Source organism: Chiayiivirga flava, from assembly GCF_014202825.1.
In the GTDB taxonomy this organism is placed as follows: Bacteria; Pseudomonadota; Gammaproteobacteria; order Xanthomonadales; family Xanthomonadaceae; genus Chiayiivirga; species Chiayiivirga flava.
Window position 1 is genome coordinate 411,468 of record NZ_JACHHP010000004.1, and the last position, 24,249, is coordinate 435,716.

Below are 24,249 nucleotides of genomic sequence, written 5' to 3' on the forward strand. Positions count from 1 at the left end.
ATGCAAAGCTGGGTCGGATTAGAATTTTTCACAGAACTACCACCCGGTGAGCCACGTGGGGAATAGGCGGAGGTAGCAAGCAGGAGGAGCAAGAGCTCAGACAAAATTTAGAGTCCGAGCCGAATCATCGAGCTGGCTGTCTCGAGCCGGTGGCTTGGCGATCGAATGCGAAGCCCAGTGCTTTGAGCCGCCGCACGATCTCGCGGTAGCGGAAGCCGGCCAGGCGTCCCATGCTGGGGTCAGCCGAGCACGAGCGGGTAGTCGAAGGCGTCTCTCAACTCGGCCAGAGGTATGCCTCCGGCGCGTTCGTGCTGCGCCTCGATCAGCTTTTTGGCGACATCGCGTGCAATTTCGAGCGTCTCGGTCACGGTGCGCCCTGAGCGACGAGGCCGGGCACATCATCGCTGGTTGCAAGATAAACGCCTTCCGGGAGGCGCTCGATATGCAGATTGACGATATGTTCCATCGATGTTCCTTCGGGAGGGGCGAGTGTCTGCAGGGGGCATTCCGAATTTCGGTTGGCGTCGAAGCAGGCGGATCGGTGCCACGGAAAGGCAGAAACGTCCTCGCAAAGAGTAGCTGCGTTTCGAGCGCAGCTCGGCTGCGCTGTGATCGAGGCCGCACGTTGCTTGCTGCAGGCGCCTGTGCCGAATCGATCGGGGTCGTTGCGCAGGCGGGGAGTTGCCGCCTGTTCCGCCGGCATCAGCCTTCCACGCGCCCAGGCCGCGGCCGCGTCGTCGGCAGATTGTCCAGCCGCTGCGCGTGCGGCAGGCTGATGCGGAAGCAGCTGCCGCCGCCGGCCACCGGCACGTATTCGAGCGAGGCCTGGTTCGCTTCGCAGAGCTGGCGCGCGATGTAGAGGCCCAGCCCCGTGCCGTGTTCGTGCGTGGTGAAGAAGGGTTCGAAGATGGTGTCGGCCACCTTGGCCGGGATGCCGGGGCCGCGGTCGATCACTTCCACCAGCGGCGGGCTGGTGTCGTTGATCTTGCGCGAGGTGACGGTGACGCGTGCCGCCTCGCCGGGCAGGCGGCCGTGGTTGAGGGCGTTCTGCACCAGCGCGGTGACCACCTGGTGCAGCTGCTGCGGATCCACCATCGCGTGCAGGTGACGGGTCTGGGCCACGCCGCGCAGTTCGTCGCGTTCGAGGTGGTGGCCGTTCTTGTAGTCGTCGACGAATTGCGTCACCCACTGCGAGAGGTCCACCGATTCGGGCCGCGAGCGTTCGCGGCGCGAAAGATTGAGCACGTTCTCGATGATGCCGTTCATGCGGTGGCAGTGGTTGACGATGATCTCCACGAGGCGGCGGTCGGCCTCGGGGATGTCCGGCGACTCTTCCAGCAATTGCGCCGAGTAGCTGATGGCGGCGAGCGGGTTGCGGATTTCGTGCGCGATGCTGGCCGAGAGGCGGCCGAGGTTGGTGAGGGTCAGTTCCTCGGCGCGGCGCGACATCAGCGAGGTGTCGTCGAGGAAGATGACGAACAGTTCGTTGCTCACCGACAGGCGCGCGAACCGCGGCACGAATTCGGGCATGTCCTTGCCCACGGCCATCGGCGAGATGTCGTTCTTGTTTTCCACGCGCCACAGGAACAGGCGGCGCGCGAGTTGCGGGGCGAGCTGGTCGAGTTCCATGCCGCCGGGGTGCGGCTGGCCGAGCAGGCCCCAGGCCGCCTCGTTGCTCAGGTGCACGACGCCGGTGACGTCGACCACGAGCACGCCGGTGCGCATGCGGCGGATGATGAGTTCGTTGAGCTGGGCGAGGTTGGCGACTTCCGCACGGCGCTGTTCGGCGAGCTCGTGCGATTCGCGCATCTGCCGGCCGAGCAGGTGGCCGAGCACGGTCACGGCGACGTAGGCCGCGCCGAACATCAGCACTTCGGCCAGGTTGCGCGTGGTGACGCCGCCGGTCTGCCCGACGAGGTATTCGATCAGCCCCAGCACGCCCGCACCGATGCCGAAGAACAGCGCACCGCGCAGCGAGAGCAGGATCGCCCCGGCGGCGATGTTCACCACCAGCGCGAGCGCGATGCCGGTCTGCAGTTCGGCCAGCGCATGCAGCATCAGCGTGGTGGCGAGGATGTCGGCGGCCAGGCCGAACGCCACTTGCCGGGCGAGGCCGAAGCGCGGGCGACGGCCGGTGAGGAAGAGCACGCCGGCTAGGACCAGGTACGCGATCGCCACGGCGCGCGCGAGCAGCGGTTCGCGCAGCTCGATCCACTCGACCGAGAGCTGGCTGAAGGCGAGTAGGCCGAACAGGGCCGCGACGAGGGCGCGATATAGCGTGAAGAAGTAGAGCTCGCGACGCAGCGCGGTGTCGCTGGAGCGCTCGGGCGCGGCGGTGCGTTCGTAGAGCGTGTCGACCATGCGGGCTCCGCTTCGGTGGTCGAGAGTATAGCGGTGGGGATTTGGGGGCGCCGTGGGTGGCGCCGTGGGTGCGGTTCCGGTGTGGCGCTCATCCCTCATCCGGCTGCCGCCACCTTCTCCCGACGGGAGAAGGAGTTCACGCTGGCGACGTCGAAGAATTTCAAGGCGCCACGTCAAGGTATCCCTTCTCCCCGCGGGAGAAGGTGGCGGCAGCCGGATGAGGGAGTCACCTGGCGGGCTGAGTCGACATATCGGGCGACGCGCTGCTGGCCAATCGTTCGGATCACAGACCTCGACATCCGCACACGTGCCGCCCATCCGGCTGCGTTCGGCCGGCGGTAGCCGCTTTCACCCTTCTCCCGCCGGGAGAAGGAATCGGCTGCCCCGGCGCCGGGACCGTCCCCGAAGCAGCCGAACTGCTTGCTCCCAGCGCGGAAGTGCGAGCCACCTGCACCTCGCCAACCACAGCAGGCGTGCGGGCAGCAACAAATATCGATGCGCCACACCCGCCGTTTTGCCTTTGCCTGCCGCGTGACCCAAAATAGGCGGCCGCGACCGGCTCCGCCCGGTCGTCTTCGAGTCCGGCGCATCCTCCCGCGCCGGATCTCCGCGAAAACTCCCCACATCGAACAGGGTGATGCATGAACTTTCACGAGTATCAGGCCAAGGAACTGTTTGCCAAGTACGGCATTTCGGTTCCGGTCGGACGGGTGGCGCGCTCGCCCAACGAGGCGGTCGACGCGGCCAAGGCCATCGGCGGCGATTTCTGGGTGGTCAAGGCGCAGATCCACGCCGGCGGGCGCGGCAAGGCCGGCGGCGTGAAGCTCGCGAAGACCGTCGACGAGGTGAAGGCCTATGCCGCCGCCATGCTCGGCACGACGATGGAAACCTACCAGTCCGGCGGCGTCGCGCTGCCGGTGGATTCGGTGCTGATCTGCGAGGCCACCGACATCGCCAAGGAGCTGTATCTCTCGGTGCTGGTCGACCGCGGCACGCGCTCGATCACGTTCATCGCGTCGGCCGAAGGCGGCGTGGACATCGAGAAGGTGGCGGCCGAAACGCCGGACGCCATCCAGACGCTCAACGTCAACTACGTACAGGGCCTGCAGCCGTACGAGTGCCGCAAGATGGGCTTCGCCCTCGGGCTCAACGCCAAGCAGGTCGGGCAGCTGACGAAGATCATGCTGGGCCTGTACAGGCTGTTCAACGAGAAGGACCTCGCGCTGGTGGAGCTCAATCCGCTTGCGATCCTCAAGAACGGCGACCTGATGGCGCTCGACGGCAAGGTGAACTCGGACGACAACGCGAGCTTCCGCCATCCGGATCTCGTGGCGATGCGCGACATCGCGCAGGAAGACGAAACCGAGGTGCTGGCGAGCAAGTACGACCTCAACTACGTGACCATGGACGGCAACATCGGCTGCATGGTCAACGGCGCAGGGCTTGCGATGGCGACGATGGACGTCATCAAGCTCAGCGGCGGGGAGCCTGCCAACTTCCTCGACGTGGGCGGCGGTGCGACGAAGGAGCGCGTCACCGAGGCGTTCAAGCTGATCCTGTCGTCGGACAAGGTGAAGGCGATCTTCGTCAACATCTTCGGCGGCATCGTGCGTTGCGACATGATCGCCGAGGGCATCATCGCGGCGGTGAAGGAAGTCGACGTGAAGGTGCCGGTGATCGTTCGCCTGGAAGGCACCAACGTGGAGCTCGGCAAGGAACTGCTGCGCAAGAGCGGGCTTGCCATCGAAGCCGCCGACGACATCAACGACGGCGCGAAGAAAGCCGTCGCCGCGATCGCAGCCTGAGGACCACGACACCATGAGCGTTTTGATCGACAAGAACACCAAGGTCCTCGTGCAGGGTTTCACCGGCACGCAGGGCACGTTCCATGCGGAACAGATGCTGGAATACGGCACCAAGGTCGTGGGCGGCGTGACGCCGGGCAAGGGCGGCACCGAGCACATCGGCCTGCCGGTCTTCAACACGATGCAGGAAGCGGTGGACGAGACCGGCGCCGATGCATCGGTGATCTACGTGCCGCCGCCGTTCGCGGCCGATGCCATTCTCGAAGCGGCCGATGCCGGCATCCGCGTGATCGTGTGCATCACCGAGGGCATTCCGGTGCTCGACATGCTGCGCGTGAAGAACACGCTGAAGGGTTACGACGACGTGGTGCTGATCGGGCCGAACTGCCCGGGCGTCATCACGCCGGGGCAGTGCAAGATCGGCATCATGCCGGGGCATATCCACAAGCCGGGCAAGGTCGGCATCGTTTCGCGTTCGGGCACGCTCACCTATGAAGCGGTGAAGCAGACCACGGACGCGGGCCTGGGCCAGAGCACGTGCATCGGCATCGGCGGCGATCCGATCAACGGCACCAATTTCATCGATGCGCTGAAACTGTTCCAGGACGATCCGCAGACCGAGGGCATCATTCTCGTGGGCGAGATCGGCGGCAGCGCGGAAGAGGAAGCGGCCGAGTTCATCGCGGAGTTCGTGACCAAGCCGGTGGTGGCGTTCATCGCCGGCGCGTCGGCGCCGAAGGGCAAGCGCATGGGGCATGCGGGCGCGATCGCATCCGGCGGCTCCGGCACGGCCGAGGGCAAGTTCGCGGCGCTGGAGAAGGCAGGGGTGACGACGGTGAAGTCGCCGGGCGATCTGGGGAAGACGCTGGCGAAGATCATGGCGGGGTGAGGCGGGGCCGCGTCGGCGCTGCTGTTTCACGGAAGGTCGCTTCGGCGGCCTTTCGTTTTTTGGGTGGCGTGTGAGCTGTGCGGGGTGTGGGCCGCGTATGTAGGGGTTCTTTTGGTCAAAAGGGCCCTGGACCATGTGGTGGTGGTATTGCGTGCACGGCGTCGGCTTTGCTGACCCCCTTCCGCCTGCCGGCACCTTCCCCCGCTGTGCGGGAGAAGGATTCGCTCTGACGGGCTGGCGGCGGCTGGACGCGGCTGCCTTCGCCGAGCCCGAGACCGAGACCGAGACCGAGACCGAGACCGAGACCGAGACCGAGACCGAGACCGAGACCGAGACCGAGACCGAGACCGAGACCGAGACCGGGCCCGGGCCCGGGCCCGGGCCCGGGCCCGAGACCGGGCCTTGCTCCCTCTCCCGCGAAGCGGGGGAGGGTTGGGGAGGGGGTGCGTAATGCCGATTCGCCCCCATGCAAAGAAAGCCACGGCGCGCCGCCTGCGCAAGACGATGACCGACGCCGAGCAGCGCCTCTGGTTCCACCTGCGCCGCAACCTCACCGGCCACCATTTCCGCCGCCAGCATCCGATCGGCCCCTACATCGCCGATTTCGTCTGCCTCGACGCCCGGCTCGTCATCGAAGCCGACGGCAGCCAGCATGCGGACTCGGCAACCGACCGCCGCCGCGACGCCTGGCTCCAATCGCAAGGCTTCCGAATCCTCCGCCTGTGGAACACCGACCTGCTCGCGCAGACTGATGCCGCGCTGGCCGCTATCATCGCGGCACTGAACGCCAGTCCTCCGCTCCCGACGCCAACCCCCGCGGAGCACGCCACGGATTCCTGAACCCGATGCGCATCGCGCTAGCCCAATTCGATTTCCCGGTCGGCGCGATCACGCGCAATGCGCAGCGCATCGCGGCGATGATCGCCGAGGCGCGCGACACCCACGGTGCGGATCTGGTGCTGTTCCCCGAGCTGGCGCTGTCGGGCTACCCGCCCGAGGACCTGCTGCAGCGTCCGAGCTTCCTGCGCGAGTGCGAGGCCGCAATGCACACCATCGCGCAGGCCGCGCTGGGGATCGTGGCGGTGGTGGGCTGGCCCGAGTCGGCCGGTTCGGTGATCTACAACGCGGCCAGCGTGCTGCGCCACGGTCGCATCGAGCGCACCTACCGCAAGCGCGAGCTGCCGAACTACAACGTGTTCGACGAGCGGCGCTATTTCGCGGTCGACCCGGACGGTGGCTCCTGCGTGTTCGATGTCGAGGGTGTGACGGTGGGCCTGCTGATCTGCGAAGACCTGTGGTTCGCCGAGCCGCTGGCCGACACCGTCGCGCACGGCGCGCAGGTGGTGGTGGTGCCGAACGCCTCGCCGTTCGAACGCGACAAGAACCTGCAGCGCGATGGTCTGCTGGCCGAGCGCGTCGCCGAAGCCGGCGTCGCGATCGCGTACCTCAACGTGGTCGGCGGGCAGGACGAACTGGTGTTCGACGGCGGCTCCACGCTGGCGGACGCCGACGGCAACGTGCACCTCTCGGCGCCGGCCTTCGAGGACCACTGGCTCGTGGCGGATTTCGATCCCGACACGCGGCGGTTCACGCCGGCGGCGTGGGTCCACGAAACCGACGAGAGCCGCGAGAGCCTTGCCTACCGCGCCATCGTGCGCGGCACGCGCGATTACCTTGCCAAGAACGGCTTCGGCAAGGTGCTGCTCGGGTTGTCGGGCGGGGTCGATTCGGCGCTGGTGCTGGCCATCGCGGTGGACGCGGTCGGCGCGCAGAACGTCACCGCGGTGCGGCTGCCGTCGCGCTACACCGCCGATCTGAGCAACGATCTCGCGCAGCAGCAGGCGCTGGCGCTCGGCGTCGAGATCCGCACGCTATCGATCGAGGCGCCGTTCAGCGGCTTCCTCGATGCGCTGGCGCCCGTCTTCGCAGGCCATGCGGTCGACACCACCGAGGAAAACCTGCAGTCGCGCACGCGTGGCGCGTTGCTGATGGCCTTGTCGAACAAGTTCGGCGGCATGCTGCTGACCACCGGCAACAAGAGCGAGTACGCGGTCGGCTACGCCACCATCTACGGCGACATGTGCGGCGGCTACGCGCCGATCAAGGATCTGTACAAGACCGAGGTCTTCGCCGTGTGCCGCTGGCGCAACGCGCAGGGCGACGGCGAACGGGTGCCGGAGGCCGTGATCGCGCGGCCGCCCACCGCGGAACTGCGCGAAAACCAGACCGACCAGGACTCGCTGCCGCCGTACGAGGTGCTGGACGCGATCCTCTTCCGCCATGTCGATCTCGAAGCGTCGTACGAGGACATCGTGGCCGAAGGCTTCGATGCCGCGACGGTGGAGCGCGTGCTGCGGCTGGTGCGTATCGCGGAATGGAAGCGGCGGCAGTCCGCCCCGGGACCGAAGGTGTCGCGCCGCGCGTTCGGGCGCGAGCGGCGGTATCCGATCACGTCGGGATACTCCGGGTAGTTGAGCGGCAGACGATATGGCGGGCGCTCGTCGGATCGACACCGGGGGGCGTCCGGCGGCAAAAGCAGCGGCAGGCGAGGATCCAGAGCCACCCCCATCCCAACCCTTCCTCCGTCAAGGGGGAAGGGCTTTCAGCGTCAGCGCGGAATGTCTACAGGGCGCTCGATGGACCCACGCAACGCACGACGGCGGCTCGTGCGTCTCAGGCCGACGGCGGAAGCGCCGCGACCGCGTCCTGCTCCGCGTCGTCTTCGTCCGCATCGTCGCCTTCGTCGTCGAACGGCCACAGGCGCTTGAACAGGCTGCGCTTCTCCGGCCAGTCGCCGCGCAGGTACGGATGCTCGGGGTGGTTGAGCTCCAGCACGCGGCGCGTGTCGGCGGCGAGCGTGTCCTGGCCGAGACGGCGATACGATTCGGTCATCACGGCCAGCGCATCGGCATCGTGCATGCTCTGCGGATAGTGCTCGAGGATGTACTGCCCGCGGTTGGCAGCCGCGACCCAGGCGCCGCGGCGCAGATAGTACGTGGCCACGTTGATCTCGTGCCGCGCCATCAGGTTGCGCAGGTGCACCATGCGCTGGCGCGCGTCCGGCGCGTAGATGCTGTTCGGATAGCGGTTGATGAGCTCGGCGAAGTCGTTGAACGCCTGGCGCGGGGCGCCCTGGTCGCGCTGCGTCATGTCGATGCGCGCGATGCGGTCGAGGAAGGCGTTTTCGCGGTTGAAGTTGATCAGCGCCTTCAGATAGTAGGCGTAGTCGATGTGCGGATGCGTCGGATAGGTGCGGATGAAGCGGTTCACCGTGGAGGTGGCGTCTTCGGGGTTGCTGCCCTTGTACTGCGCGTAGGCCAGTTCCAGCTGCGCCTGTTCGGTGTACGGGCCGTACGGGAAGCGCGCGATGAGACGCTGGTAGTAGCGGCGGGCGCGCGACAGGTTGCCGTTTTCCAGCGCCGTCTTGCCGGTGTCGTACAGCTGGTCGACCGGCAGGGTTTCGAGCGGATCGTCCTTCTGGAACCACTTGAACCGACTGCAGCCCGCGAGGGCCAGCACGACGACGAACAGGATGGCGAGGCGCAGGAGGCCGGTGTGTCGGGTCATTGAGGAATCTGCTGGGCGCCGCGAGGGCCGGTGTGTAGCGGGGCATAATAGCCCAAAGGCCGGAAGCGGCTCCATTAAGAACCCATAAAGCCGTGCCGGGCGCCGGATGCGTCCATGTGCCATTCAGATGGCCTGCGGGAACGCGGTCGTACGCGCTGCGCCGCACACGGCGGTTTTCGCCAAGGAACACGCATGACGACCCAGCCCGCCGACACCGACACCCCGCCCGAACGCCGCGCAACGCAGGTGCCGTTCGACGCGGCCGGACAGCGCTTCGATCAGGTGCTCGCGGCCCTCTACCCGGAATTCTCGCGCTCGCGCCTCGCGGCGTGGATCAAGTCCGGCGATGCGCGGCTCGACGGCAAGACCGTCCGGCCGCGCGAAGCGGTGCGCGGCGGCGAGTCCGTCGAGCTCGACGTGCGTCTGGGCATCGCCACCGATTCGGCGCCCGAGTCGATCGCGCTCGACCTGCTGTACGAGGACGCCGACGTGTTCGTGGTGAACAAGCCGGTCGGGCTGGTGGTGCATCCGGGCGCGGGCAATCCGGCCGGCACCCTGGTCAACGCGCTGCTGCATCGCGATCCGCAGCTCGTTGCGCTGCCGCGCGCGGGCATCGTGCATCGGCTGGACAAGGACACCTCCGGCGCGCTCATCGTCGCGCGCACCTTGCAGGCACACACCGCGCTGGTCGAACAGCTGGCGGCGCGCACGATCCACCGCCAGTACGAAGCCATCGTCTACGGACGACTGATTTCCGGCGGCACGGTCGATGCGCCGCTCGACCGGCATCCGGTCGATCGCCTGCGCCGCGCGGTGGTCGACACCGGCAAACCGGCGGTCACGCACTACCGCGTGCGCGAGCGCTACCGTGCGCACACGGCGGTGGAGTGCCAGCTCGAAACCGGCCGCACCCACCAGATCCGCGTGCACATGGCGCACGCGCGGCACCCGCTGGTCGGCGATTCGCTGTACGGCGGGTCGCTGCGGCTGCCCAAAGGCGCGACGCCGGCGCTGGCCGAGGCGCTGCGCGGCTTCAAGCGGCAGGCGCTGCATGCCGAGCGCATCGTGTTCGCGCATCCGCGCACCGGCGACACGGTGGAGGCGCAGGCACCGCGCCCGGCCGATCTTGCGGCGCTGATCGCAACGCTGCGCCAGGACGCCGCCGAGGAATGACCGCCGGCCACGCCGCGCTGCTGCAGCCGGACTGGCCCGCGCCGGCGATGGTGCGCGCGGTGAGCACGTTGCGCCGTGGCGCGGGCGTGTCGCAGGCGCCGTTCGATGCATTCAACCTCGGCGCGGCGTGCGGCGACATGCCCGATGCCGTGGCTGCCAACCGCGCACGCTTGCGGCAGATCGCCGCGCTGCCGTCGGCGCCGCGCTGGCTGCGGCAGATGCACGGCATCGACGTGCTGCGCTTCGACGGCGACGCAGCCCTGCGCGAGCCGGCCGACCCGCTTGCGCCGTTCGGCGAGGCCGACGCCGCCGTGACCTCGACCCCGGGCGTGGTGCTCGCGATCCTCACCGCCGATTGCCTGCCTGTGCTGTTCGCGGCGCGCGACGGCAGCGCAATCGCCGCCGCGCATGCCGGCTGGCGCGGGCTTGCGGCCGGCGTGCTCGAGGCCACCGTGGCCGCGATGCGCGTGCCCGGCGGCGAGACGATCGCGTGGATCGGGCCGGCCGCCGGCGCCGCCGCATACGAAGTGGGCGATGCCGTGCGCGACGTGTTTGTCGCGGCGGACGGCGCCGCCGCACGCCGGTTCGTTGCCACGCGTCCGGGGCACTGGCTGATGGACCTCGCCGGGCTCGCGCGCGACCGTCTCGCCGCGCTCGGCATCGCGCAGGTGTCCGGTGGCGAGTCGTGCACCCTCTCCGACCCGGCGCGCTTTTTCTCGCACCGTCGCGACGGCCGCGGCGGACGCATGGCGACGCTGGCGTGGCTGCAGCCGTGAGTGCGTTGTTCGAGGCGCTGCTCGGTCCCGATTTCGCACGCCTGCCGCCAACGGTGCAGCGGTTGCATGCCGCGTGCGGGGAGCGTCGTTACCTCGGCCACGGCGAGGTCCGGCGCGGCGCGCACCCGCTCGCGCGGCTGTGCTGCGCGGTGGCGCGCCTGCCGCCGGCGTTCTCCGGCGCGATGGCCGTCGACATGCAATCCACCGCGCGCGACGAACGCTGGATCCGCCGCTTCGGCAGGCATGCGATGCCGTCGCGGCTGCAGCGGCACACGGATGGACTGATGGAGCGACTCGGCCCGCTGCGTTTCGTGTTTGTGCTGGCCGTGCGCGATGCGACCCTGCACTGGCGGGTGCGCTCGGTGCATCTGTTCGGGCTGCCGTTGCCGGCGCGCTGGTTCGCCGGCGTCGGCGCCCGCGAATTCGAGGATGACGGCCGTTATCGCTACGACGTGGTTGCCGTGCTGCCGCGGATCGGCACGCTGGTGCACTACCGCGGCTGGCTCGACGTGGACGCGCCGGTCGGCGTGCCGGCGGCATGAACGATCCCGGCGAGCACGTGATCGTGTTCGATGGCGTGTGCCTGCTGTGCAGCGGCTGGGTGCGTTTTCTGCTGCGCGTGGATCGGCGCGGGAGGTATCGCTTCGCCGCGATGCAATCCGACAGCGGCCGCACGCTGCTGGCGCAGCATGGCCTGGATGCCGACGATCTGGTGTCGTTCCTGCTCGTCTCGCCGGCGCGCGCGTGGACCGATTCGGACGCCATCGTGCAGGTACTGTGCGGCCTCGGCGGCGCGTGGCGTCTGGCCGCCGTGCTGCGCCTCGTGCCACGCGGGCTGCGCGATCCGCTGTATCGGCTGATCGCACGCAATCGCTATCGGCTGTTCGGACGGCGCGCGACCTGTCTGGTGCCCGACGCCGTCGACCGGGTGCGATTCCTGCCCTGACAACCCGAGGAGTTCATGGTCGTCCGCGCTGCCGGGTGCGGATCGCGCCCGCCGTCACGCCGCGTCGAGCGCCTGCAGAAAATCCCGCCGCCACGCCGCGATGTCGTGCGCGCGCAGGTGCTCCATCATCGCGTGCCAGCGTTCGATGCGGCGGTCGCGCGGCATGGTGGCGGCGCTGGCGATGGCATCGGCCACGCCGTCCAGATCGTAGGGATTGATCAGCAGGGCCTGATCGAGCTCGCGCGCGGCGCCGGCGAAGATCGACAGCACCAGCACGCCCGGATCGGCGGGATCCTGCGCGGCCACGTATTCCTTGGCGACGAGGTTCATGCCGTCGCGCAGCGGCGTGACGATGCCCACGCGCGCGGCGCGGTAGAAGCCGGTCAGCGTGGCGTGCGGCACGTTGCGGTTGACGTAGCGCAGCGGTGTCCAGTCCGGCTCGGCGTGCGAGCCGTTGATGTGTCCGGCGCTGCGTTCGAGTTCGTGCCGCAGGTTGCGGTAGGCGTCGACGTCGCCGCGCGACACCGGCGCGATCTGCAGGTACGTCAGCCGCCCGCGCTGGTCCGGATGGCGCGTGAGATACCGCTTGAAGGCGGAGAACCGTTCCGGCAGGCCTTTCGAATAGTCGAGCCGGTCGACGCCGATCGCCATCTGCCGCGGCGCAAGGCTCGTGCGCAGATCGCGCACCGCGGGCTTGTTCACCGCGGCGGCGGCCTGCGACGCGATGTGCGCGGTATCGATGCTGATCGGAAACGCGCCGGCGCGGAAGCGGCGTCCGCCCGGGCCTTCGATCAGCCCCGGTTCGAGCACGCGGCCGTGGCCGAACAGGCGCATGTAGTCCTGGAACCGTTCGAGATCGCGCTGGGTCTGGAAACCGACCAGATCGCAGGCGCTGAGCGCGGAAAACAGCCGCCCGTGCTCGGGCAGCGCCGCCACCAGATCGCTCGACGGCAGCGGCACGTGCAGGAAGAAGCCGATGCGGCAGCCGATGCCCCGTTCGCGCAGCAGCGCCGCGAGCGGAATCAGGTGGTAGTCGTGGATCCAGACCGTGTCGTCGTCGCGCAGCAATGGCGCGAGGCGCTCGGCGAACAGCGCGTTGACGCGCCGGTAGCCGGCGTAGATCGCGCGGTCGTAGTCCACCATGTCGAGGCGGAAGTGCAGCAGCGGCCACAGCGTGCGGTTGGAGAATCCGTTGTAGTACTGCTCGTGGTCCTCGCGCAGCAGGTCGAGCGTGGCGTACTGCACGTTGCCGTCGGCCAGCGTGTGCACCGGGCCGGGCACGTCCTTCACCGTGCGGCCGCTCCAGCCGAACCACAGGCCGCCGCGTTCCTTCAGCGCCGCGCGCAGCGCGATGGCAAGGCCGCCCGCGCGTGTCTCGTCCGGCAACGCGACGCGGTTGGAGACGACGACCAGTCGACTCACGAGGCGTCCTGCCAGGAGCGCGACAGGCGCATCGCCGCGATGATGAGGCCGACATGCGAATAGGTCTGCGGGAAGTTGCCCCAGGCCTCGTTGCTGTCGAAGGCGAGGTCTTCGGACAGCAGGCCCACATGATTGCGCTTGGCGAGGATGCGTTCGAAGAGATCGCGCGCCTCGTCCTTGCGGCCGATCGCGGCGAGGGCGTCGATGTACCAGAACGTGCACAGCGTGAAACTGGTTTCCGGTTCGCCGAAATCGTCCGGCGCGATGTAGCGGAACAGCGCGTCGCCGCGCTTGAGGTCGCGGCCGATGGCCTCCACCGTCGCGACAAAACGTGCGTCGTCGGCGGGAATGAACCCCACGTCCGCCAGCAGCAGCAGGGACGCATCCAGGCGGTCGCTGCCGAAGGCATCGGTGAAGTGCCCCAGCTGTGCGTTCCACGCATCGCGCAGCACGCGGGCGCGGATCGTGTCGGCGCGTTCGCGCCAGTAGCCGATGCGTTCGGCGATGCCCAGCTGCGCGGCGATCTTCGCCAGCCGGTCGCACGCCGCCCAGCACATCACCGCGGTGTAGGTGTGCACATGCGCGCGGCCGCGGAATTCCCACAGTCCGGCGTCGGGCTGGTCGTGCAGCGCGAAGGCGCGTTCGCCGAGCGGTTCGAGGCGCGCGAAGGTGTCCGCCGTGCCCGGCTGCGCGAGGCGACGGTCGAAGAACAGTTGGGTGGAGGCAAGCATCACGCTGCCGTACACGTCGTGCTGCTTCTGCACCCACGCAAGATTTCCGCGCCGCACCGGGCCCATGCCGCGGTAGCCGGCGAGGCTGTCGACGGTTTCCTCGTGCAGTTCGGTCTCGAAGCCGATGCCGTACAGCGGCTGCAGCGTACCGTCGCTGGTGGCGATGTTGAAGATGTAGCGCAGGAACTCTTCCATCGAGCGCGTGGCGCCGAGGCGATTGAGCGCACGCACCACGAACGCCGCATCGCGCAACCAGCAGTAGCGGTAGTCCCATGTGCGCGGCGTGTCCGGCGCCTCGGGAATCGACGTGGTCATCGCCGCGATGATGGCGCCGCTGTCCTCGTACTGGCACAGCTTGAGGGTGATCGCGCTGCGGATCACGGCCTCCTGCCATTCCAGCGGGATGGAGAGGTAGCGCACCCATTCGCGCCAGTAGTCGGTGGTGCGTTCGAGCGCTTCGCGCGCGAACTCGCCGACGTTGCGCTGCAGCGACTCGTCCGGTCCGAGCACCAGGTCGATCGGTTGCGTGAGCACGAACGGCAGTGCATCGCGCAGCATGCGGATCGGCGCGCTGCCGGTGAGGCGCAACGCAAACTCCGGCAACAACCAGCGCATGTGGTTGCTGCCCCAGCTGATGTCCGGCACGCGCGCGCCCCAGTCGGCGAGCGGGCGTATCAGGATGCGGACGCGCGGACTGCCGGCCAGCGGGCGGATGCGGCGGATCAGCATCACCGGGCGATAGAAACGTCCGTTCTGCCGCCAGCGCGGCGCGAAGTCGACGATCTCCAGCGCGTTGCCGTGGCCATCGTGCAGCACCGTGCGCAGGATGGCCGTGTTTTCGATGTAGTGCTGCTCGGCGCGCGCGAAGTCTTCCAGCTCGACAGCGAAATCCCCGCCTGCCTGCACCGGCGACAGCAGTGCGCAGAATGCCGGGTCGCCGTCGAACGTCGGCAGGCAGCTCCACACCACGCGGCCGCGGGGATCGATGAGTGCGCCGTAGCTGCCGTTGCCGATGACGCCGAGGTCGAGCGTGGCGGTGTCGGGCGTGGGTTGCGTCATGGGATCTCCGTTCGATCGTCGGACTGGGAAGAGAGCGCGCCGGCCGAACGCTCGAGCCAGGCAGCCACGGCGGACGGACCGGCGAGACCGTAGCGCGCGGCGCTGCCCGGGCGCCCTCCGACCAGCACGCTCCAGCCGCCGCTGTCATGGGCGGCCGCAAAGCCGAACTCGTCGGTGAGATCGTCGCCGACGAACACGGGCGTGCGATCGCGAAACGGCGGTTCACGCAGGAAGGCGAGTACCGCATCGCCCTTGTCCATGCCGTCGGGCATGAACTCGAGCACGTGGTCGCCCGGTTGCAGGCGGTAGCCGGGCAGTCGCCGCACGGCGTCATGCGCGTAGGCTCGCACCGCGTCCGCGGCCTGCGGCGCCGCGCGCCAGTGCAGCGCGAGGTTCGCGCCCTTGTCCTCGACGATCACGCCCGGGTGGGTGCGAGCCAGTGCCTGCGCTTCGGACGCGATGCGGCGGACCGGCGCGAGATCGACCGCCGCGTCCACGCGTGCGTCTTCGATGCGGCGCTCCTGGCCATGCAGCCCCGCGGCCGGCAGCCGCAGCGGCGCGAACAACGCGTCGAGCTGTGCGATCGGGCGGCCGCTGACCAACGCGAGCGCGCCGCGCAGGTGGTGCTGCAGGCGTTGCAGCGTCCGTGGCACCGCCGGGGACAGCACCACGCCGTCGGGCGTCGGTGCAAAGTCGAGCAGGGTGCCGTCCACATCGAGGAACAGTGCGCAACGCGCGTCAAGCGCGGGTGGCGGCGCCCGTTGGTCGGAGATCGCTGCAGCCATCCGTGCATTGTGCCGCAATGTCTCGCGGCGTGGCCGGTGTGATGCCGTGCGTGACCCGGGGAGGTTCAGGCGCGATGCGTTAGGCGCCACGGCGCGATGGTGTTCGAAACCCTCGCTTGCGGGCTGCAGCACGCATCGGCTGCGGCCGTGCCGCGCAGGCGCCGTTCGCACGCCCCCGGCTGCCGCCGCCGCGAGCATGGTCACGCGATCGCACGCCGCTTTTGTTGCGCTGCTGCACGAAAGTGGTAGCGGGTCATCGATCCGGCGGCGCGGCATTTTCCGGAACAGACATGAGCGGCGTCGGTGCGGCCGGCCACCTCGCCACATGCGAGGACCTTCGCCGACTGCTGCAGTCGTCCTGCTTCCGCCCCCGCAGCCGACGCGGGCGCGCGTCACGTAAAAGACACATATTTTCACAATTCGCCGTACACGTGCCCAGCGCTACCGTTCGTCCAGAAAATGTGTGACGGGCCACACAGATTTTTGAAAACGGCAGACAAAACGCGTAGCGTTGAAGTCGCAGCGACGATGCCTCCGCCGGATGCGGACGCCACCGATGCGGCTGAGACGTGGGGTCTGAAACAACAACCATGCACGGCACCCGGGCGGGTCGCCGTGATCGAAACCGGTGTTCGGGCGAGGGTCCCCGTGCATGTCGACGTTCGATCGCCACCACAGACACTTCTCGCAGCGCAGGATGTGCGCTGCGTTCACGAGCCGCTGACATGGACGCCAATCGCTGGCAGCGCGTACGCGCAATCTTCGACGCCGTGGCCGATGCCGACCCGGACACCTGGGACTCGATGCTCGCCGTGGCCTGCGCCGACGCGCCGGACCTGCGTGAAGACGTCCGCCGCCTGCTCGAGGCTGATCTGGCCGCCCGCGGCGAACCGAGCCGCATCGCCGATCACTCGCCGGCGTTCCTGGGCGACGCCGCCGAGGCCGACGACCGCCGCCAGGTGGATGCGTGGATCGGCCGGCAGCTCGGCGCCTGGCGGATCGTGCGCAGCCTGGGCCGCGGCGGCATGGGCATGGTGTATCTGGCCGAGCGTGAAGACGGCGAGTTCCGCCAGCAGGCCGCGATCAAGCTGTTGCGGATGGAGCTGGCCGACGACATCGCGCGGCAGCGGTTCCTGTCCGAGCGCCAGATCCTGGCCGAACTCGAACACCCGCACATCGCGCGCCTGCTCGACGGCGGCAGCACGCGCGAGAGCGGCCCGTGGTTCGCGCTCGAATACGTCGACGGCGTGCCGCTCACCGCGTGGTGCGACAGCCGACGGCTGGGCATCCGCGAGCGGCTGAACCTGTTCCTCGATGTCTGCGCTGCGGTCGCGTACGCGCACGAACGCCTCGTGGTGCACCGCGATCTGAAGCCGGCGAACATTCTCGTCGATGCCGCAGGGCAGGTGAAGCTGCTCGATTTCGGCATCGCCAAGCTGCTGGACGCGAAGACCGATCAAACCGGTACCGCGATACGCGTGTTCACGCCGGACTACGCCGCACCCGAACAGATCCGCGGCGAACGCGCGACCGTCACCACCGACGTCTATGCGCTGGGAGTCATCCTCTACGAACTGCTGGTGGGTCAGCGGCCGCATCCCATGGATCAGAGCCCGCTTGCAGTCGAGCGCGCTGTACTGGAGACCGACCCACTGCGCCCGAGCGCGACCTTCACCCGTCGCGTTGCCGCATATCGCAAGCTGGGAATCTCAGCCAAGTCAAACAACATGGCGCAACTGCGCTCGGCGCTCCAGGGAGACCTTGATGCCATCGTGATGAAGGCGCTGCGCAAGGAGGCAGGAAGACGCTATGCGTCGGTCCACGAATTCTCCGAGGACCTCCGGAATCATCTGTCCATGCGCCCCGTTCTCGCGAGACGGGGGGGCTTGCGATATCGGATCGATCGCTTCCTGCGGCGCAATGTGGTGGCGGTAGCGCTGGGTGGGCTCACGCTCGTTGCTCTCGCGGGCGGCATGACGGCTGCGCTTTACCAGGCGGCGGAGGCGACCAGGCAGCGGGACTCGGCCAACCGCGAAGCGGCGACATCGAGGGAAGCTCTCGCATTCATGCGTAGTCTGTTCGAGCTGGCCGATCCGGCAAACACCGACGGCGCAACGGTCACGGCGAGCGATATTCTGCATCGGGGCGCCGAACAGGTGCGCACGTCCCTCGAAGGAGAACCCGCGATACGAACCACTCTCATGGCCGCGATGGGAAGTGCCTTTCTCGGGTTGGGGATGGATGGCGACGCCAAGCCCTTGCTCGAGACCGCGGTGACGGAGGCCCGTCTCCTTGGCGACGAGAGGGCGATTCGCGCAAGCGAGATCGACTACGCTCCCGTGTTGCAGAAGGAAGGACGCTACGACGAGGTTCTCAGGCGGTTGCTCCCGTTGCGAAATTCGTTCGTGATTCGCACGCAGTCCGATCATGTAGAGGCGGCAAGCCTCGATTTCCAGATCGGCATGGCGTACTACAACAGCGACCAGTTGATGGAGGCGGAGCAGTGGATCGGCTCCGCACTCTCGCTCCGGCGTGCCGTACCGAACCTCGCTGCCCATAGCCAGGGCATAGTCGCCGTCTACGTGCAGATTCTGCGAGAACTCGGGCGCTACTCCCAGGCGCTTTCCGTGGCAAGCGCAGAATTGCGGGTTGCACGTGAACGCGGACGAATTGCGGAGCAGGCAGGAGCCTTGGCCGTGGTAGCGGCTGTGGAAATGGACATGGGTCAACTGGACCAGTCCGAACGCAGTTTCAGACAGAGTCTGCGGTTGGCAGAGGATGTGTTCGGCCCGGAGCATCCGAGCGCACTGACGAAGCGAGTGAATCTGGCACTTTGCCTCAGGGCGCAAGGCAGATTCGATGATGTCGCCCGGATCATGGAAGAGATCATCGCCGTCAGGCGACTGAAGTACTCCACGCAGAAGCGGAGAATTGCCGACAACCTGTACACGTTGGCAACCGCGAATCTCGGGCGTGGCCACCTTGCTGCCGCACGCGACAACGTGTTGGAAGCCCTGTCGCTGTATCGGGAAACCGCCGGCCCGGGCAGCGCGGATTCGACCAGTGCGGAGGCGCTTCTTGCGAGCATCGAAAATCGGGAGTTGCTCGATTCTGCGTCGGTGTCCATTGCGGCAGATGGGTTGCCCCGCTAGACGGCCGCATGCCAGTCACTCTCGACACATGGAGCGTTTGCAGGCGTTTCGGGGCAGGCCGATGCGGATCGAGCAGGCCGCCCGCGCCATCGCGTGCCGCGCACGAAATGCAGCCGGTGGTGCGACACCCGCATGGATACTGATCGCTGGCAGCGCGTACGCGCAATCTTCGACGCCGTGGCCGACGCCGACCCGGACACCTGGGACTCGTTGCTCGCCGCGGCCTGCGCCGACGCGCCGGACCTGCGTGAAGACGTCCGCCGCCTGCTCGAGGCCGATCTGGCCGCCCGCGGCGAGCCGAGCCGCATCGCCGATCACTCGCCGGCGTTCCTGGGCGAGGCCGCCGAGGCCGACGACCGCCGCCAGGTGGATGCGTGGATCGGCAGGCAGCTCGGCGCCTGGCGGATCGTGCGCAGCCTGGGCCGCGGCGGCATGGGCATGGTGTACCTGGCCGAGCGACAGGACGGCGAGTTCCGCCAGCAGGCCGCGATCAAGCTGCTGCGCATGGATCTTGCCGACGACATCGCGCGGCAGCGCTTCCTGTCCGAGCGCCAGATCCTGGCCGAACTCGAACACCCGCACATTGCGCGCCTGCTCGACGGCGGCAGCACGCGCGACAGCGGCCCGTGGTTTGCGCTCGAATACGTCGACGGCGTGCCACTCACCGCGTGGTGCGACAGCCGACGGCTGGGCATCCGCGAGCGACTGAACCTGTTCCTCGATGTCTGCGCTGCGGTCGCGTACGCGCACGAACGCCTCGTGGTGCACCGCGACCTCAAGCCGGCGAACATCCTCGTCGATGCCGCAGGGCAGGTGAAGCTGCTCGATTTCGGCATCGCCAAGCTGCTCGACACCAAGTCAGCCGAAACCGGCACGGCGATGCGCGTATTCACTCCCGGATATGCCGCGCCGGAGCAGATACAGGGCGAACGTGTCACGCCCGCGACCGACATCTATGCCCTTGGAGTGATCCTGTACGAGCTGTTGACCGGATGCAGGCCCTACCGGATCGCGACCAGCGAAAATGCGCTGGCCATGGAGCGCGCGGTGTTGACGAACACGCCGGTACGACCCAGCGTCGCGCTCGCGGTGGGTTCGCCCGACGCGCGGACGACCGAATCCGCAGACGACACGATCGCCATCGCCGCCCTGCGTGGACTCACGCCAGCGCAGATGCGCTCGCGGCTGCGCGGGGACTTGGACGCGATCCTGCTCAAAACCCTGCGCAAGGAGCCGGACGCGCGCTACTCATCGGTACGAGAATTTGCCGACGATTTGCGCAGCGTTCTGCTGTCGCGCGTAGTAATGGCGAGACGGGGCGGCTGGCGTTATGTGATGGATCGTTTTCTGCGACGGAACGCAATCACCGTCGGCATTGCGTCGCTTGCCGTCGTGGCGCTCGTCGTCGGCCTGTTGGCCGCCTTGAGCCAGGCGGACGAGGCGCGAAGGCAGCGTGATACCGCCAGATCGTCTCTCGAATTCATGGCCGGCCTGTTTCGGAACGCGGATCCGGGCGCACGCGATCGAGCGAATCTGACTGTGAGGGATATCCTAGACGAAGGCGTTCGTGACATCCGTAACACCCGATTCGATGAAGAATCGGCGCGGGCGCAGTTGCTGCTTGCGATGGGTGCAGCCTACAGCGGACTGAATCTCGTCGACGCCGCCATCCCGTTGCTGGAAGAGGCGCGTGCGCTGGCGGCGCGTGCGGGCGACTCGGGCGCTGTGCTCGGTGCGACGGTCGAAATTTGCGCGGTGCGGCATTGGCGTGGCAAATGGGGTGGGTGCTCGGACGAGATCAATGCCCTCCGGCGCACAACGGACGTACGCGATCCGGCGCTTGCCGCTCTTGTGGCGCGGGCGCTGGACCTTGAGGCGGCCGCGGAGAGTAGTGCGGACAGGCACGGTCGTGCGATCGAGCTTTCGCTCGAGGCGCTGCGGGTATTGGGAGGTCGTGATCTTCGGCAGCGCGCCGATCTGACTGGAACGTTGACGCATTCGCTCGTGCTTGCGGACCGGAGGGCGGAGGCAGAACGGTACATGCGCTCCTTGGTCGATGACCTGAAGGCTGCCGGTGAGTCCGCGCCCCGGATCATGGCGGACGCATTGGACAATCTGGCCAGAACGTTGCCCGACTCGAAAATGGAAGAAAGGCTCGACCTGCAGAGGCAGGCTCTCGACATCATGGAGACGCTGTACGGCCCTGAGAGCGGTGTCGTGGGAACGAAGCTGAACAACTACGCGACCGCACTGTACGCAGCTGGTCGGCTGCAGGAAGCACGCGCCGCGCTGGAGCGCGTCCTTTCGATGCGGCGCGCGGATCCGGAGATCGATCCCTCCGCGCTTGCGAACGTCATCGGAAATCTGGGTGCGTTGCACCTGCAGCTTGGCGACGACGCGAAAGCCGTCGATCTGCTCGATGAAGCGCTGGTCCGTTTCGGTGCGGAGGGAAAGCCTCGCCAGCGTTTCAGCGTGCTGCGATGGCGTGCCATCGCAGCGGAGCTCGGCGGGCGGGCCGCGGACGCCGACCGCGATATCGCCGAAGCGCTCGGGTTGCTTGGATCGATCGCGGAGCCCGGCGATCCGCGCGTTTCGCGCACCCGGCTGATCGCACAGACTTTCCTGCTGAGCAGGAACGGGGACGACCGGGCGTGCACGGGAGCAGACCGGGCAGCGAGCGACACCCAGCAATCGCCCGACCTGGCCGAGGAAGATCGGCGGTTTGCAGCTTTCATCGTTTCCGTGTGCGGCGAACCGGCAAATTCGTTGTCGGAGGACCGTTCGAGGTCGCTGCTGCAGGCGCTGCGTGGAACGCTGCCGGAGACCGATTTCCGCGTTCGGTTCGCGCGCCGGATCCTCGAGCGGCGCGCTCGGGTTCCCCCCGCCGGTGCTTGAAACCCGCGCGCTTCGGCCACAGCTTCCGCGCATCGCGGTCATCGGCACCACGGCCACATCGGAATTCCCATGCGCATGGACAAACTCACCTCCCGCTTCCAGCAGGCGCTCAGCGACGCGCAGTCGCTCGCCGTCGGGCGCGACCACAACATGCTCGAACCGGTGCACGTGTTCGTCGCGCTGCTCGATCAGCAGGGCGGCAGCACGCGGCCGCTGCTGGCGCAGGCCGGCGTCAACGTGCCGGTGCTGCGCGAGCGGCTCGGCGAGGCGCTGGAAAAGGTGCCGGCGGTGCGCGGGCAGGAAGGCACCATCAACGTCGGCAACGAGTTGACGCGGCTGTTGAACCTCACCGACAAGCTCGCGCAGCAGCGCGGCGACCAGTTCATCGCGAGCGAGCTGTTCGTGCTCGCGGCGCTGGAGGACAAGGGCGCGGTCGGCCAGGCGCTGAAAGGCGCGGGTGCCGACCGGGCCAGGCTCGAAGCAGCCATCGACAAGGTCCGCGGCGGCGAGAAGGTCAGCGACGCCAGCGCCGAGGAGGCGCGCCAGGCGCTGGAGAAATACACCATCGACCTGACCGCGCGCGCCGAGTCCGGCAAGCTCGACCCGGTGATCGGGCGCGACGAGGAGATCCGCCGCACCATCCAGGTGCTGCAGCGGCGCACCAAGAACAACCCGGTGCTGATCGGCGAACCCGGCGTCGGCAAGACCGCCATCGTCGAGGGGCTGGCCCAGCGCATCGTCAACGGCGAGGTGCCCGAGGGCCTGCGCAATCGCCGCGTGCTGTCGCTGGACATGGGCGCGCTGATCGCGGGCGCCAAGTTCCGCGGCGAGTTCGAGGAGCGGCTCAAGGGCGTGCTGAACGATCTGGCGAAGCAGGAAGGCCAGGTCATTCTCTTCATCGACGAACTGCACACGATGGTCGGCGCGGGCAAGGCCGAGGGGTCGATGGACGCCGGCAACATGCTCAAGCCCGCGCTCGCGCGCGGCGAGCTGCACTGCATCGGCGCGACCACGCTGGACGAATACCGCAAGTACGTGGAGAAGGACGCCGCGCTCGAGCGCCGTTTCCAGAAGGTGTTCGTTGGCGAGCCAAGCGTCGAGGACACCATCGCGATTCTGCGTGGCTTGAAGGAGCGCTACGCCGTGCATCACGGCGTCGAGATCACCGACCCCGCCATCGTCGCCGCGGCCACGCTGTCGCATCGCTACATCGCGGACCGCCAGCTGCCCGACAAGGCCATCGACCTGATGGACGAGGCTGCGTCGCGCATCCGCATGGAGATCGATTCCAAACCCGAGGAGCTCGACCGCAAGGAGCGCCGCCTGATCCAGCTCAAGATCCAGCGCGAGGCTCTGAAGAAGGAGAAGGACGCCGAGTCGAAGCAACGCCTGTCCGATCTCGAAGCCGACATCGCCACGCTGGAGCGCGACTTCAACGATCTGGAAGAAGTCTGGAAAGCCGAAAAGGCCACGCTGCAGGGCGCGACCAAGATCAAGGAACAGATCGAACAGGCCAAGCTCGATCTCGATGCCGCGCAGCGCCGGCAGGACTACGCGCGCATGAGCGAAATCCAGTACGGCACGATCCCGGAACTGGAAAAGCAGCTGCACGCCGCGCAGGAAGCGGAGACCAAGGGCTTCACTTTGCTGCAGGACAAGGTCACGGCCGAGGAAATCGCGCAGGTGGTATCGCGCTGGACCGGCATCCCGGTCAGCAAGATGCTCGAAGGCGAGCGCGAAAAGCTGCTGAAGATGGAACAGGCGCTGCACGCGCGCGTGGTCGGCCAGGACGAGGCGGTGAAGGCCGTGTCCGATGCCATCCGCCGTTCGCGTGCGGGCCTGTCGGATCCGTCGCGTCCGAACGGGTCGTTCCTGTTCCTCGGGCCCACCGGCGTCGGCAAGACCGAGTTGTGCAAGGCGCTCGCATCGTTCTTGTTCGACACCGAGGAGGCGATGGTGCGCATCGACATGAGCGAGTTCATGGAAAAGCATTCCGTGAGCCGACTCATCGGTGCGCCCCCGGGATACGTCGGCTACGACGAAGGCGGTTATCTCACCGAGGCGGTGCGCCGTCGTCCGTACAGCGTGATCCTGCTCGACGAAGTGGAGAAGGCACACCCGGACGTGTTCAACGTGCTGCTGCAGCTGCTCGACGACGGCCGCCTGACGGACGGACAGGGCCGCACGGTCGACTTCCGCAACACCGTCATCGTGATGACCTCGAACCTCGGTTCGAACCTGATCCAGGAACTGTCGGCCGACGATTCTGCGGAAAGCTACACCCAGATCAAGGCCGCGGTGATGGGCGTGGTGCAGGCGCATTTCCGGCCGGAGTTCATCAACCGGCTCGACGAGATCGTGGTGTTCCATCCGCTGGGCAAGGAACAGATCCGCGAAATCGCACGGTTCCAGACGCAATACCTCGCCAAGCGGCTGGCAGAACGCGGTATCCGGCTTGAACTCGACGATTCCGCGCTGCTGCTGCTGGGCAACATCGGCTTCGATCCGGTCTACGGCGCCAGGCCGCTGCGCCGCGCGATCCAGCAACTGCTGGAGAACCCGCTGGCGCAGAAGATCCTCGCCGGCGAATTCGGCAGTGGCGATACGCTCCGGATCGAGGCGCAGGGCGGCGCGCTGACCTTCGGCAAGGGGGCCTGATCCGTTCACCCGCCGCGTGCGAGCGCGGCG

17 protein-coding genes are annotated in these 24,249 nt (G+C 67.8%); 11 read left to right on the forward strand and 6 right to left on the reverse strand.

Translation table 11 applies throughout. From position 1 onward, the window contains the following. Window positions 1–239: 239 nt before the first annotated feature. Window positions 240–368, reverse strand: a complete 129-nt coding sequence (locus HNQ52_RS17470; RefSeq protein ID WP_281378029.1) for a hypothetical protein — start codon at window positions 366–368, stop codon at window positions 240–242. A gap of 334 nt (window positions 369–702) precedes the next feature. Further along, a complete protein-coding gene (locus tag HNQ52_RS12595; protein WP_183961520.1) occupies window positions 703–2,361 on the reverse strand; it encodes a sensor histidine kinase in 1,659 nt (552 codons plus the stop codon). Between the two features lie 641 nt (window positions 2,362–3,002). On the opposite strand from HNQ52_RS12595, the gene sucC reads away from it, so the two are divergent. The 4 genes from sucC (at window position 3,003) to HNQ52_RS12615 (ending at window position 7,526) form a co-directional block, all read left to right on the forward strand. After that, complete coding sequence (sucC, locus tag HNQ52_RS12600; protein ID WP_183961521.1) at window positions 3,003–4,166, forward strand: ADP-forming succinate--CoA ligase subunit beta; 1,164 nt, start codon at window positions 3,003–3,005, stop codon at window positions 4,164–4,166. A 13-nt stretch (window positions 4,167–4,179) separates the two neighbouring features. After that, window positions 4,180–5,055, forward strand: coding sequence for a succinate--CoA ligase subunit alpha (sucD, locus tag HNQ52_RS12605; RefSeq protein ID WP_183961522.1), 876 nt, complete (start codon window positions 4,180–4,182; stop codon window positions 5,053–5,055). Window positions 5,056–5,505: 450 nt separating this feature from the next. Continuing rightward, window positions 5,506–5,895, forward strand: a complete 390-nt coding sequence (locus tag HNQ52_RS12610; RefSeq protein WP_183961523.1) for an endonuclease domain-containing protein — start codon at window positions 5,506–5,508, stop codon at window positions 5,893–5,895. Window positions 5,896–5,900: 5 nt separating this feature from the next. Continuing rightward, entirely contained in the window at window positions 5,901–7,526 is a 1,626-nt protein-coding gene (locus HNQ52_RS12615) for an NAD+ synthase (protein ID WP_183961524.1), read from the forward strand. Window positions 7,527–7,728: 202 nt separating this feature from the next. On the opposite strand, the gene HNQ52_RS12620 is transcribed toward HNQ52_RS12615, so the two are convergent. Next, a complete protein-coding gene (locus HNQ52_RS12620) occupies window positions 7,729–8,622 on the reverse strand; it encodes an outer membrane protein assembly factor BamD (protein ID WP_183961525.1) in 894 nt (297 codons plus the stop codon). A 192-nt stretch (window positions 8,623–8,814) separates the two neighbouring features. Between HNQ52_RS12620 and rluD the strand changes: the two genes are divergently transcribed. The 4 genes from rluD to HNQ52_RS12640 are packed head-to-tail and all read left to right on the forward strand — an operon-like array spanning window position 8,815 to window position 11,517. Beyond that, complete coding sequence (gene rluD, locus HNQ52_RS12625) at window positions 8,815–9,795, forward strand: 23S rRNA pseudouridine(1911/1915/1917) synthase RluD (protein ID WP_183961526.1); 981 nt, start codon at window positions 8,815–8,817, stop codon at window positions 9,793–9,795. Beyond that, window positions 9,792–10,571, forward strand: a complete 780-nt coding sequence (gene pgeF / locus HNQ52_RS12630; RefSeq protein WP_183961527.1) for a peptidoglycan editing factor PgeF — start codon at window positions 9,792–9,794, stop codon at window positions 10,569–10,571. The genes rluD and pgeF overlap by 4 nt, the downstream gene beginning before the upstream one ends. Further along, window positions 10,568–11,113 (forward strand): DUF4166 domain-containing protein, encoded by a 546-nt coding sequence (locus HNQ52_RS12635; protein WP_183961528.1) that lies wholly within the window; start codon window positions 10,568–10,570, stop codon window positions 11,111–11,113. The genes pgeF and HNQ52_RS12635 overlap by 4 nt, the downstream gene beginning before the upstream one ends. Next, window positions 11,110–11,517, forward strand: a complete 408-nt coding sequence (locus HNQ52_RS12640; RefSeq protein WP_183961529.1) for a thiol-disulfide oxidoreductase DCC family protein — start codon at window positions 11,110–11,112, stop codon at window positions 11,515–11,517. The genes HNQ52_RS12635 and HNQ52_RS12640 overlap by 4 nt, the downstream gene beginning before the upstream one ends. Before the next feature lie 54 nt (window positions 11,518–11,571). Here HNQ52_RS12640 and otsA read toward each other — a convergent pair whose 3' ends face one another. The 3 genes from otsA to otsB are packed head-to-tail and all read right to left on the reverse strand — an operon-like array spanning window position 11,572 to window position 15,502. After that, entirely contained in the window at window positions 11,572–12,939 is a 1,368-nt protein-coding gene (otsA, locus tag HNQ52_RS12645) for an alpha,alpha-trehalose-phosphate synthase (UDP-forming) (RefSeq protein ID WP_183961530.1), read from the reverse strand. Further along, window positions 12,936–14,729, reverse strand: a complete 1,794-nt coding sequence (locus HNQ52_RS12650; protein WP_183961531.1) for a glycoside hydrolase family 15 protein — start codon at window positions 14,727–14,729, stop codon at window positions 12,936–12,938. The genes otsA and HNQ52_RS12650 overlap by 4 nt, the downstream gene beginning before the upstream one ends. Then, window positions 14,726–15,502 carry a trehalose-phosphatase gene (gene otsB / locus HNQ52_RS12655; protein WP_183961632.1) on the reverse strand — a complete coding sequence of 259 codons (777 nt, stop codon included), beginning with the start codon at window positions 15,500–15,502 and terminating at the stop codon, window positions 14,726–14,728. The genes HNQ52_RS12650 and otsB overlap by 4 nt, the downstream gene beginning before the upstream one ends. A 737-nt stretch (window positions 15,503–16,239) precedes the next feature. Between otsB and HNQ52_RS12660 the strand changes: the two genes are divergently transcribed. The 3 genes from HNQ52_RS12660 to clpB all read left to right on the forward strand — a co-directional run bounded on the left by HNQ52_RS12660 (window position 16,240) and on the right by clpB (window position 24,219). Continuing rightward, window positions 16,240–18,666: a serine/threonine protein kinase gene (locus tag HNQ52_RS12660; RefSeq protein WP_183961532.1), complete on the forward strand. Its 2,427-nt coding sequence runs from the start codon at window positions 16,240–16,242 to the stop codon at window positions 18,664–18,666. Window positions 18,667–18,798: 132 nt separating this feature from the next. Then, the gene (locus tag HNQ52_RS12665) at window positions 18,799–21,561 is read left to right on the forward strand and encodes a serine/threonine-protein kinase (RefSeq protein WP_183961533.1); all 2,763 of its coding nucleotides are present in this window, start codon (window positions 18,799–18,801) and stop codon (window positions 21,559–21,561) included. A 69-nt stretch (window positions 21,562–21,630) separates the two neighbouring features. After that, entirely contained in the window at window positions 21,631–24,219 is a 2,589-nt protein-coding gene (clpB, locus tag HNQ52_RS12670) for an ATP-dependent chaperone ClpB (protein ID WP_183961534.1), read from the forward strand. The last annotated feature ends 30 nt before the right edge of the window (window positions 24,220–24,249 follow it).

What these genes read in the sequence shown, in the direction of transcription:
- HNQ52_RS12595 (WP_183961520.1), bottom strand. Translation starts at nt 2,361, where the DNA reads ATGGTCGACACGCTCTACGAACGCACCGCCGCGCCCGAGCGCTCCAGC.
- sucC (WP_183961521.1), top strand. Translation starts at nt 3,003, where the DNA reads ATGAACTTTCACGAGTATCAGGCCAAGGAACTGTTTGCCAAGTACGGC.
- sucD (WP_183961522.1), top strand. Translation starts at nt 4,180, where the DNA reads ATGAGCGTTTTGATCGACAAGAACACCAAGGTCCTCGTGCAGGGTTTC.
- HNQ52_RS12610 (WP_183961523.1), top strand. Translation starts at nt 5,506, where the DNA reads ATGCCGATTCGCCCCCATGCAAAGAAAGCCACGGCGCGCCGCCTGCGC.
- HNQ52_RS12615 (WP_183961524.1), top strand. Translation starts at nt 5,901, where the DNA reads ATGCGCATCGCGCTAGCCCAATTCGATTTCCCGGTCGGCGCGATCACG.
- HNQ52_RS12620 (WP_183961525.1), bottom strand. Translation starts at nt 8,622, where the DNA reads ATGACCCGACACACCGGCCTCCTGCGCCTCGCCATCCTGTTCGTCGTC.
- rluD (WP_183961526.1), top strand. Translation starts at nt 8,815, where the DNA reads ATGACGACCCAGCCCGCCGACACCGACACCCCGCCCGAACGCCGCGCA.
- pgeF (WP_183961527.1), top strand. Translation starts at nt 9,792, where the DNA reads ATGACCGCCGGCCACGCCGCGCTGCTGCAGCCGGACTGGCCCGCGCCG.
- HNQ52_RS12640 (WP_183961529.1), top strand. Translation starts at nt 11,110, where the DNA reads ATGAACGATCCCGGCGAGCACGTGATCGTGTTCGATGGCGTGTGCCTG.
- HNQ52_RS12650 (WP_183961531.1), bottom strand. Translation starts at nt 14,729, where the DNA reads ATGACGCAACCCACGCCCGACACCGCCACGCTCGACCTCGGCGTCATC.
- HNQ52_RS12660 (WP_183961532.1), top strand. Translation starts at nt 16,240, where the DNA reads ATGGACGCCAATCGCTGGCAGCGCGTACGCGCAATCTTCGACGCCGTG.
- HNQ52_RS12665 (WP_183961533.1), top strand. Translation starts at nt 18,799, where the DNA reads ATGGATACTGATCGCTGGCAGCGCGTACGCGCAATCTTCGACGCCGTG.
- clpB (WP_183961534.1), top strand. Translation starts at nt 21,631, where the DNA reads ATGCGCATGGACAAACTCACCTCCCGCTTCCAGCAGGCGCTCAGCGAC.